At 58.4% G+C, this 7,966-nt stretch carries 9 protein-coding genes; all 9 read left to right on the top strand.

What is annotated here, in order from left to right; all coding sequences use genetic code 11:
- The first annotated feature begins 262 nt into the window (after nucleotides 1–262).
- The 9 genes from nikR (at nucleotide 263) to L3J03_11675 (ending at nucleotide 7,722) form a co-directional block, all read left to right on the top strand.
- A complete protein-coding gene (gene nikR / locus L3J03_11715; GenBank protein ID MCF6291647.1) occupies nucleotides 263–673 on the top strand; it encodes a nickel-responsive transcriptional regulator NikR in 411 nt (136 codons plus the stop codon).
- A 64-nt stretch (nucleotides 674–737) separates the two neighbouring features.
- A complete protein-coding gene (gene cbiM / locus L3J03_11710) occupies nucleotides 738–1,373 on the top strand; it encodes a cobalt transporter CbiM (GenBank protein ID MCF6291646.1) in 636 nt (211 codons plus the stop codon).
- A gap of 85 nt (nucleotides 1,374–1,458) precedes the next feature.
- Complete coding sequence (locus L3J03_11705) at nucleotides 1,459–2,100, top strand: hypothetical protein (protein ID MCF6291645.1); 642 nt, start codon at nucleotides 1,459–1,461, stop codon at nucleotides 2,098–2,100.
- On the top strand, nucleotides 2,097–2,876 hold the full coding sequence (locus tag L3J03_11700; GenBank protein MCF6291644.1) for a DUF4198 domain-containing protein: 780 nt from the start codon (nucleotides 2,097–2,099) through the stop codon (nucleotides 2,874–2,876). The genes L3J03_11705 and L3J03_11700 overlap by 4 nt, the downstream gene beginning before the upstream one ends.
- Entirely contained in the window at nucleotides 2,873–3,625 is a 753-nt protein-coding gene (gene cbiQ / locus L3J03_11695; GenBank protein ID MCF6291643.1) for a cobalt ECF transporter T component CbiQ, read from the top strand. The genes L3J03_11700 and cbiQ overlap by 4 nt, the downstream gene beginning before the upstream one ends.
- A gap of 12 nt (nucleotides 3,626–3,637) precedes the next feature.
- On the top strand, nucleotides 3,638–4,363 hold the full coding sequence (locus tag L3J03_11690) for an energy-coupling factor ABC transporter ATP-binding protein (GenBank protein ID MCF6291642.1): 726 nt from the start codon (nucleotides 3,638–3,640) through the stop codon (nucleotides 4,361–4,363).
- 112 nt (nucleotides 4,364–4,475) lie between these two features.
- Complete coding sequence (locus tag L3J03_11685; protein ID MCF6291641.1) at nucleotides 4,476–6,467, top strand: TonB-dependent receptor; 1,992 nt, start codon at nucleotides 4,476–4,478, stop codon at nucleotides 6,465–6,467.
- A gap of 71 nt (nucleotides 6,468–6,538) precedes the next feature.
- Nucleotides 6,539–7,267, top strand: a complete 729-nt coding sequence (locus tag L3J03_11680) for a DUF4198 domain-containing protein (GenBank protein MCF6291640.1) — start codon at nucleotides 6,539–6,541, stop codon at nucleotides 7,265–7,267.
- Nucleotides 7,264–7,722, top strand: coding sequence for a hypothetical protein (locus tag L3J03_11675; protein MCF6291639.1), 459 nt, complete (start codon nucleotides 7,264–7,266; stop codon nucleotides 7,720–7,722). The genes L3J03_11680 and L3J03_11675 overlap by 4 nt, the downstream gene beginning before the upstream one ends.
- Nucleotides 7,723–7,966 lie beyond the last annotated feature (244 nt).

Here is a 7,966-nt window from a genome sequence, read left to right as displayed (position 1 = left end):
TGCCGAAGTTGTTTCAAATTCCGCTTTTGCCGTCACGGCTGCGGCTCAGGGCCCGCTACACCGTTCGCTATAAGAAAACCCCTTTCCCGGTCCAACCTCAAACGTACGGGGTTTACCGAAACCTTACCATTTTTGTTGACAAGGGGAACACAAGGTGCTTCAATATTATTTTTTACAAAAAGGTGTTATCTGGAGGGACAACAATCCCGTCATAATCCGGGGGCCGGCGATAAACCGTCCCTGCAAGGCACTGTTATAAAAAATGCTGAAACGATTCTCCATATCCCTTGAAGAAAGCCTGCTGGACAAGTTCGACCGTTATATCCTGGCGCACCAGTATGACAACCGCTCAGAGGCGATCCGGGACCTGATCAGAAAGGCCTTTGTCAAGAAGGAGTGGCAGTCGGACAAGCAGGTGATGGGCGTCATTACCCTGGTCTATGACCACCATCAGCCCAACCTTCAGGAAAAGGTGACCGAGGAGCAGCACGACTTTCATCACCACATCGTCTCCTCCACCCATGTCCACATGGACCATGATAACTGCATGGAGGTTATTATTGTCCGGGGCAAGTCCGGAGAGGTGGAGGAACTGGCCAACCGGCTCATCGCCCTCCGGGGGATCCGGGACGGCAACCTGGCCATGAGCAGTACGGGCAAGGCCCTCCGGTAACCAAGGGAGTTTTTTTTACCGGTCGGTAATACGAATTATTGAACTGTAACACAGGGTGGGTTCTATGCATATCTCGGAAGGTGTATTGTCGGCGCCGGTGCTGATCAGTGGCGGCGCCCTGGCCGCGGTGGGTACCACGATCGGTCTGAAAAAACTCGATTATGACCGGATCATGACCGTGTCAATCCTGTCGGCCACCTTTTTCGTGGCCTCCCTCATCCATGTGCCCCTGGGGCCGGGCAGCGTCCACCTGATCTTAAACGGTCTGCTCGGGATGGTGCTGGGCTGGGCCAGTTTCCCGGCAATCCTTACCGCCCTGCTGCTCCAGGCCATCTTCTTCCAGTTCGGCGGCCTGGTGGTCCTGGGGGTCAACACCTTCAACATGGCGGCCCCGGCCGTGCTTTGCTACTACCTGCTGCGGCCCTGGCTGAGCCAACCGAAATCAAGGCCCTGGGCCGCATTTGCCGGCGGCTTTCTCTCGGTCTTCCTGGCCACCCTGCTGGTGGCCCTGTCCCTGGCCCTGTCGGACACGGGCTTTATGGCCACTGCCAAAATTGTTGTTGCCGCCCACCTGCCGGTGATGATCATCGAGGGCTTTATCACCATGTTCGCCGTCTCTTTCCTGGCCAGGGTTCAACCGCAAATATTGGGTCTGACCGGTCTGGCCGGACAATATCGGCCAGCGGCAACGAAACAATGAAAGGCATCGCGCCGCCATGGCAAGGACCCGTCTTTGTGGCGACTTTCATTATAAAATCAAGCAGTAGAAACATTGGTACCTGGATATGACGAGCAAAACAGTATCAACCTTCTGTCTTCTGTTTTTCGTGTTCTGCCTTCTGCTAAGCACACCGGCCCTGGCCCACAAGGTCCGGATCTTTGCCTATGGCGAGGGTAATACCATTATTGGCGAGACCGCCTTCAGCGGCGGCCGGGCCCCCAGGGACTCGGAGATCATTGTTCAGGATGCGGCCAACGGCAGGACCCTCTTCACCTGCCGCACCGATGACCATGGGAATTTTCGCTTCCCCATCCCGGCGGAGGCCCGGCGCGACCGGCTGGACCTGCGGATCATTATCAATGTCGGTGAGGGGCATCGCGGTGAATGGCTGCTGGCAGCGGACGAGTACCTGGATGATGAGCAACAGGGCGAAACCGTTGCGACCAGCGCGCCGGACAAGGTTGCCGCGGTTGCCGGGGTTGCCCCGGCAGGCAATACGACCCAAACCATATCAACGGACGAAGAGCTTGTCCGCCGGGTGGTGGAACAGGCCATGGACAAAAAGCTGGGCCCGATCAAACACATGCTGGTCCAAAGCCTGGACCAGGGGCCGCGATTCCAGGACATCCTGGGCGGCATCGGCTACCTCATCGGCATGGCGGGAATCATTGCATACTTTAAATCGAAAAAAGGAGAAAAAAAATGATTCGCAGAATAATTACCGCAACTTGTGTGGTCGGCCTGCTGCTGGCCGCGGCCAACCAGGCCCTGGCCCATTTCGGCATGGTGATCCCGTCGCGGAACATCGTTACCCAGGCCAAAAAATCGGTGCAGCTTACCCTGTCTTTTTCCCATCCCTTTGAGTCCATTGGCATGGACCTGGCGCGGCCGGAAAAATTCTATGTGCTCAAGGACGGCAAGCGCACCGACCTGCTTGGCTCGTTAAAGGAGACAACGGTGATGGACCACCGGGCCTGGCAGACCACCTTCCGGGTCAAACGGCCCGGGGTCTACCATTTTGCCATGGAGCCCAGGCCTTACTGGGAGCCGGCCGAGGATCTCTCGATCATCCATTACACCAAGACCATTGTCGCCGCCTTTGGCGCTGACGAGGGCTGGGACCGGCCAATGGGGCTGCCCACCGAGATCGTGCCCATGCTCAGGCCCTTTGGCAACTACGCTGGCAACAGCTTCACCGGCAAGGTCTTGATGGGCGGCAGGCCGGTGGCCAATGCCGAGGTGGAGGTGGAGTTCTATAACCAGGACAACTCCCTTGCCGCGCCCAGCGATTACCACGTCACCCAGGTGATCAAGGCCGATGGAGACGGAATCTTTACCTTTACCTGCCCCCGGGCCGGCTGGTGGGGCTTTGCCGCCTTGAACCAGGCCGACTATACCCTGAACAACCCCAAGGGCGAGGCCAAGGGGGTGGAACTGGGCGCGGTGCTGTGGATCTATCTGGATGAGTACCAGTCTGAATGACCTTTGAAAGATTCAGCCAGGGCGACTCCCTGTTGCACCGGACCAACACCCGGGTCAAGTTGATCGCGGCCATGGCCCTGACCCTGGTGATCGCCCTGGGCCACGGTTTTTATACCGGCCTGGCCGGACTGTTGACCGGCATCATCCTGTTGCTGCTCTCCAGGCTCGGGCCGGGCCAGGTCCTGGGGCGGCTGCTGCTGGTGAACGGCTTTATCGCCTTTCTCTGGCTTACCCTGCCCCTGACCTACCCGGGGGACGCCCTGGCCCGGCTCGGCCCCATAAGTATAAGCCGGCAAGGGGTGGAACTGGCCGCCCTGATCACCATCAAGGCGAACGCTATCATCCTGGTGTTCATCACCCTGCTGGCCACTTCCACGGTGGCGGAACTGGGCCGCGGCCTGGAGGGTCTGCGGCTGCCGAACAAACTCTGTCTGCTGCTGCTCTTTTCCTACCGCTATATCTTCGTGATCAGCCGGGAATACCAGCGGCTGGCCCGGGCCGCCCGGCTCCGCTGCTTCCGGCCCGGCACCAACCTGCATACCTACCGGACCTATGGCCATCTCTTCGGCATGACCCTGGTGAAGAGCTGGAACCGGGCCGCGCGGGTGGAACAGGCCATGCTGCTGCGCGGTTTTGACGGCCGCTTTTACAGCCTGGATGAACCGATGATGACCCGGAGCGACCTGATATTACTGTTCACAATCATGGCTGTGGTGATTACACTCGGAGTCATTGAGATTATGAATTGATTCCTGGTGATCATGCCCCTTTTGCTCGAATTAAAAGACATCTCCTTTGCCTATCCCGGCGCGGCGAGACCGGTGCTGGACCGGGTAAACCTTGCCCTGCAGGAACGGCAGCGGATCGGCCTGATCGGTCCCAACGGCTGCGGCAAGACCACCCTGTTTCACCTGGTCGTGGGCCTGCTCACGCCCCGGGCCGGCACTCTCTTTTTCAGGGGCCGGCCGGTGCGGAATGAAAAGGAGTTCCGGCAACTGCGCCGGGAGGTGGGCCTGCTCTTCCAGGATGCCGACGACCAGCTCTTTTCTCCCACCGTGCTGGAGGATGTGGCATTCGGCCCCCTTAACCTGGGCGCCGGCCCGGCCGAGGCCCGGAAGACGGCCCGCCGGACCCTTGGTGAACTGGGCCTGGCAGACCTGGAAAAACGGGTCACCCACCAGCTTTCCGGGGGCGAGAAAAAACTGGTGTCCCTGGCCACCATCCTGGCCATGCAGCCCAGGGCCCTGCTCCTGGACGAGCCGACCAACAACCTGGATCCGGCCACCCGGGACCGGCTGATCGAGATCCTCGACCGGCTTGATCTCGCCCGGATCATCATCTCCCATGACTGGGACTTCCTGGCCGAGACCTGCCGGGATATCCAGGCCATGGACCATGGCCGGGTGGCACAGTGCGACAAATCCTGCCTCCATGACCATCGCCACATTCACCCCTACGGCAGCCACCCCCACCGGCATGGAGGATGAGGCGGGGAGTGGCCCATATCGGCCGGGGGCTATTTTTTTGTCAAAGTAGTGTTACGAAAATTAAAAACGTATGACAAAACAAGCAAATATCAACCACAAAAGGGAGGTAAAAATGAAAGCACGTTCAAGCGGCAGGTTGGCGTCGGTTCCGGCCCCTGCCATAATCCTTGCCCTCGGCGCCATTGCGGCCGGGGCAACGACCACGGCCCTGGCCGGCCAGGCAGCCCCGGAGACGCCGGCGGTTCTGCAGGAGGTGGTGGTGACCGGCACCAGGACCCCCCACACCTTGAAGGACGTACCAGTGGAGACAGTGGTGGTGAGCCGGGAAGATATCGCCAGAACCAATGCCCAGAACACCATGGCGGTCCTGGCGAGCATCCCTGGTGTATCCACCTCGGCCCACGACGATACCTTTGGCACCTATACCTGGCATGCCACCATGCGCGGCCTGAGCTTCAACGACGGCTATGCCCTGATTCTGGTCGATGGCGAGCGGGTCATGGGTCCGGGCCAGAGCGGCGGCATGGGGGAATACGGTATCGGCCTCAACCAGATCCCGGTGGAGATGATCGAAAGAATCGAGGTGGTAAAGGGGCCTGGCTCGGCCCTGTACGGCAGCGACGCCATGGCCGGGGTGATAAACATCATCACCCGGCGAATCCCGAAAAAACAGGTGATCGGCGTTGGCGCCGCCCATGGCTGGTACACGGTCAAGGAGCGGATCAAGAACAACGTGGTCCAGAAACCTTCGCAGCAAAACCGCAACCAGTCCCAGGCATATGTTTATTTTGGCGATCATCCCCTGGAAAAGATCGGTTACCTGCTGCAATACAACTATGAGAGCGCCCAGGACAGCGGCCGGAGCCGGATCGATTCCGAGCGCCACTCCCTGCTGGCCAAGGTGGATGCCGACCTGACCGGCCGGACCAAACTCTCTGTTAAGGGCGAAGTAAGCGATTATGAAAAAAAGGACAACCGCAAGGAGGAGAGTTACCGGCTATCGACCAGGGTGAACTGGCAGGCCGGCGAGGAGCACCTCTTTTCGCTCAAGGGTTTCACCTATAACTGGAACTTCAACCATGGCTTCGTTGACAACACCTATGGCCACAAGTACGGCGACATCGCCTATCACCAGGCAGAGGGACAGTACACCTGGCTGGCCAATGAAACCCATGCCCTTACCAGCGGCGCCGAATTCCAGCGCCAGTCCATTGACTACACCATTGACAACCCGGACGGCAGCCGGGTTGCGGTCAACAGGGATGTGGATATCTTCAGCCTGTACCTCCAGGACGAAATCACCCTGCTGGACGGGGAGATGAGCCTGGTGCCCGGCATCCGTTACGACGACCACTCCACCTTTGGCGCCGAGTTCAATCCCAAGCTCAGCGCCATGTACCGGCTTTCCGGGGCAACAACGCTGCGGGCCTCGGTGGGCAGGGCCTTCAAGTCCCCCACCATTCGCCAGCTCTACTATGACGCGCCCTATAACCATGGTTCCTTTTACGCCCAATCCAATCCAGGGCTGAAGCCGGAAACCGCCATCGGTTACTCGGTCGGGGTTGAACAATGGCTGCGGGAAAACAGCATTATGTTCAGCGCCGGTTATTTTCGAAACCAGGTAAAGGAACTGGTGATCCGGGAGGACAGCGGCACGCTTTACAACGGCAAGCCGCTTTTGCTTTACCGGAATGTCGAAGAGGCCACCATCCAGGGTATCGAGATCCTCTCAAGGATATGGCCGGCCGAAGATCTCTCCCTGGCCATCTCCTATACCTATACGGATTCGGAAAACAAGGAAAACGGCAACAACCTGACCTACACCCCCGAGCATCAACTCAGCCTGACCCCGGCCTATGAGCTGCCGGATTACGGCCTGGGGATGAGCGCCACCATTTCCTGCAATTCAAAACAGTACACCAACACCGCCAACACCGCGCAGATCAACGGCCACACAGTGGTTGACGCCAAGATTTACAAGCAGCTCGGCCCAACCGCGAAGCTCTCCCTTGAGGCGGACAATGTTTTTGACTCGGACAAGGGGGATGAGGCGAATTTCCGCACCGGCCGGACCTTTATGGTCAAGCTGGACTTCTCATTTTAACGCGACACCCGCGATCACCGGCCGCGGCCGGTGATCAATTACCCCTTCAAGACAAAAAAAGGAGACTCATCATGAACAAAAAATCAACCCTGCTTGTTATGGCGGCCGCCTTCTGGGCCGCGGCCGTTGCTTTCACCGGCCCGGCATCAGCCCATGACCTCTGGCTGAACATTGACCGTCATTTTCTGGAATCTCCCGGAAAAACCGATGCCAAGGTCGTTTTCGGCCATAATTATCCCCACTACGGGATCCTGGTAAAACAGGACCAGCTCAGCGAATTCTTCTATATATCGCCCGACGGCCGGAAAACAGAAATAGAAAAAACAAGGGAAGAGTTCAGCGGCGAAAGTTACGGCCGGCCGGCCGGGGCCAGGATCGGGGAGGTGCAGTGCCGCCAGGAGGGCACCTATATCGTGGCAGCGGCCAAAAAGAGAAAAGGGGACAAGCTGCATGTGCCGTCCGAGAAATATGCCAAGTCAATCATCGTTGTCACCAGGGGTTCCGCTACGATCAGCAGGCCGGTGGGCCATCGCATCGAGATCGTGCCGCTGAAGAATCCCACTGAGGTGCGGGCCGGTCAATTTTTACCCGTTAAGGTGTTGTACCAGGGAAAACCCCTGGCAACCTATGTTTACGGCACCTATGCCGGCTATTCCTCGGAAGATGAACCCTTTCCCGTTCTCGCCAGGAGTGATGAACAGGGCATCGCCCGGATCAAGATCGACCGGCCGGGGGTCTGGATGGTGGTGACCAATCACAAGGTCGATTTCTCCGCCTCCCTGACCTTTGAAATCAAATGAAGCCCTGTTTCCTCGCATGCCTGCTGTTGATCCTGCTGTTTCCGGCGGCCGACCGGCCGGCGGCGGCCCACGGTATCCGGTATTCCACCGGTACCGGCGGCATCGTCGTCAAGGCCTTTTTTGACGACAACCGGCCGGCGGCCGAGATGTTTGTCTCCATCTTTGCGCCGGGCCGGGAGGATCGTTTTCAGTCCGGAAAAACCGATAAAAACGGGCGGTTTGCCTTTTTCCCGGACCGGGCCGGGACCTGGGAAATCCTCGTATATGACCGGATGGGGCATCGTCTGCAGATCAAGGTGCCGGTTGACAAGGGGTTGCGCCTCCAGGAGTCCGTTGAACCGGACGGGCTTGAGCGCTACCTGAAGATACTCCTGGGGCTGGGGATTATCGCGGTTATTTTTTTCAGCCTGTGGTTGCTGAACAAGATCAGGGGGAAACCGGAAAAACCGTCTTGAGCAGGATGTAAGGTTTGTCGGTCTCGTAAAAAACCACGAGACGGACGTGTTTCGCACTGTAACTCGTTGATTTTGTGTTGTGGCATTTGGAGCATTTCGGGTTGTTACGAGTTCATCAAGGTTTCGGTAAACCCCGTACGTTTGAGGTTGGACCGGGAAAGGGGTTTTCTTATACCGAACGGTGTAGCGGACCCTGAGCCGCAGCCGTGACGGCAAAAGCGGAATTTGAAACAACTTCGGCAGG

The sequence above is a fragment of the Desulfobacterales bacterium genome (assembly GCA_021647905.1).
Lineage (GTDB): Bacteria > Desulfobacterota > Desulfobulbia > Desulfobulbales > BM004 > JAKITW01.
The sequence above is the reverse complement of the archived record's forward strand: the minus strand, read 5'-3'. Positions and strand labels throughout refer to the sequence as shown.